This window comes from Pradoshia sp. Z6_59, assembly GCF_058267515.1.
Genome location: NZ_JBZCPP010000037.1, coordinates 1 through 3075 on the forward strand (window position 1 = coordinate 1; position 3075 = coordinate 3075).

2 protein-coding genes are annotated in these 3075 nt (G+C 35.4%); both read left to right on the top strand.

All coding sequences use genetic code 11. The features are described 5' to 3' along the window. Positions 1-1532: 1532 nt before the first annotated feature. A complete protein-coding gene (locus AC4D4B_RS19425) occupies positions 1533-1706 on the top strand; it encodes a hypothetical protein (protein WP_491000836.1) in 174 nt (57 codons plus the stop codon). A gap of 65 nt (positions 1707-1771) precedes the next feature. Continuing rightward, entirely contained in the window at positions 1772-1981 is a 210-nt protein-coding gene (locus AC4D4B_RS19430) for a hypothetical protein (protein ID WP_491000837.1), read from the top strand. The last annotated feature ends 1094 nt before the right edge of the window (positions 1982-3075 follow it).

Sequence of the window (3075 nt, forward strand, 5' to 3'; positions counted from 1 at the left end):
CAGCGCCGATGGTAGTTGGGACGCGAGTCCCTGTGAGAGTAGGACGTTGCCGGGCAATTTAAGAAACCAGTTCAGTTTATGAGCTGGTTTTTTTGTGCAGTTTTTTAGAGGGCCAAGAGAGATCATGGATAATTAATGCTGCTATATGGTTGTGGAGTGTCAAAGGTACATTTTAGAAGTGTAGAAGCTATAGGAAAGCTGTGCTATTCAACGCCTATGGGACATCTATGCCCGACCTATACCTGGGTAAAGGTACCTGATAGGTAGATGAAGTATGGAGGAAAGCAGCTATGCCCCACCTATGAGTCACCTATGCTCCACCTATACTGGGGTAAAGGTGGTTGAAAGGTGTGTGAAGTGTGCAGGAAAGCAGCTATGCTCCACCTATGGGGCACCTATACTCGACCTATACCGGGGTAAAGGTGCTTCATAGGTAGGTGAAGTATGGAGGAAAGCCGTAAGAAAACATGTATAACACACCTATTAGTGAACATACGAGATAATAATAAAATTGGAAAACATATATTAAGGACTCAACCTGGGATTTCAGCTGGGAGACTCCTTAACCTTTTTAATCAATATCTATAGGGAAGAAGAAGGTCAGGAAAATGTAAGAGAATTGGTTCTTCACTTCTTTTTTATATGTGGCTTTTAAGGTACAAGCTCAAGGATAGGTACTTACTGAATGCATACAAGTTAACTAATCGATTGATTAAAAGAAATCCTTGCTTACAATCTCTCCGTTATACTCGCTCTATTGCTCGAATACAATATAATTGATTCATCTTTACATAGAGAAAGGTTAGACTATTTTGCATAGATAGGTCCTCCTGTTCAATTTTTTAACTAGAGCTTAATACAGAATTCTCACTTGAATGAAGCAAAAGAGTGACTTACAATAATAAAAAAGGATATATTTGGAAGGTGAGGCATGTTGAAAGTGGCAAAGAGGAGTTTTAAACTTGTAGCTAATCAATGGTCATTTGGAATAACGCTAATAGCACTTTGCCTATTTGCTTTCTTCGGATTTTTTATATCAGACTTTAGAAATGAAACATGGATGTATTACCTTATTCCTTTTTCGCTTGTATCACTGAGTTTAGCTGTAGTTGGGCTGCCGTTAGAAAGGAAAAATGATAAGAAAGTGATCATTAGATCTGTCTTTTCGATAGTCATGTCTCTTTTATTAATTTTATTATTATGTTTTATCTACATAGCTCCAATATTCTTCCCTTTCGGAATACCATCGTTATTTTAGCGACCCCATCAATGTATAGGTTCGCTTTTTTATTGATTCAATACAAAAACTAAGTGATTAGCTAAAAGCAGCTAACCGGGCACAAATAGTGGATGCAGGAAGTCGCTTATACAGTTTTGAATTTAGTATGTTACATAAAGAAAAGGGATGTTTTCGTTAAGGTTGCTTTTTAGATAGTAGGTTAATTATCTATACTATGACAAAACAAAAGGTGTCAATCAGAGCTCTCATGGCTTTAAATATAGGATATCATCTGTAAACAAGGAGGGATGAAATGAAAAAACCACTGTATTATCTAATCTTCTTGTTGCTCTCTGGGTGCGCACAAAGCGATGAACAACTCCCATTAACGGAAAATGCGAGAATTTGCAAAGGATTCCTAGAGGATAAAGGATATGATGTGCTGTCCTGTCCTATGAAGGAGAGAGGACTAGGACGTATACGATAAGTGACTTAACGAAACTTCCCGCTAAAGAGGACTGGGCTGTCCAATCCATCGAACCCGAGCCCTATTTGAATAAAGAGATTCATTTAGTCCGTTTTTTCGTTAAAGGTCATCCACTAGATAATGAGTTCAAGGAAGGGAAAACAAGTGTAACGGTTATGATGTGGAACCGAGAAGTGATTGGAGGAACCTCGTTCCCCTATTCCAAACACAATGATTTGCTTGGAGGATCCTACTCGCTGTACGGGAAAACCAGTGAAGAAATGCGAAGTAAATAGGCATATGACATAAGGTTTAATACTGGTTTTTCAAAAACGAAGTATAACTTTACCAGTCATGAGCTAATTAATCAGGTGATCTAAAAAGAAAGACCGGAGCTGAATATGTAGAATGTTGGGGTGATTAAAAAAGAAGATGTTCTATACTTTTATAAGTTTGTCGGCAGGATTGGTGGGTTTTAGTGAAGGTACAAAAGCTTTCTGGAAAGATTGCATCATTATAAAGAAGCGAATCAATTGATCCATCAGAAATAAAAGATTGTCTAATTCTCATAGAAGAAAAAGAAAGTATCAGCAAGTAACGATTATATTGTCATACTGAAAGAAGGTATAACATCTATAATAAAGTAACAAATATCCGAGATAGATGCTTACCAGGTTGTTTAAGGAAATTCACTACTATATTTATGATTCTGTGTTTGCCATCTTTTTATACTTACACATATATAAATAAGACAAGCTAACTGTATGATTAAAGGAGTAGTGTAAAAACGGTCTTTTTTCTCCATTATAGAAATATCAATTTTGCTTTAATTAGCTTTGTTTCTTCTTGATATGGTAAATCCTACATTGAGTAAATATCTCATGCATGCTAACCGTCTCCTGTAGAAGTAGTTTTAAACCAGCTGAGAGTTTCAATGTGAACAGAAATACAGATAGAATCGCTAAATATAGAGGAGATCCGAAGAGATAGATAGAAAAATACATATAAATTCCAGTTTTATATTACTCGAAATAGTGGTATTATAAATAAGCCGCTATGAGATAGAAGGCGGATAAATTCTTGAATGCAAACTTATAAAAAATAATTTATAAAAAAGGGTTGCATTCATAAAAAATATAAGTTATTATATAAAAGTTGCTTCTGCAACACGAAACATTTTGAGAGATTGTTAGTGAATAATATCAAAAAGAAAATGCTTGACAAAAGCTAACTGAATTGATATGATGTAAGAGTCGCTAACACGACAAATTGTTCTTTGAAAACTAAACAAAACGAAACGCCAAGCAAGTCTAAAAAACAAGAGATTTTTAAAATCTCGTCAATTTGCTTTAAAATTTAGCTAGATCAAACATCTTTCGGAGAGTTTGAT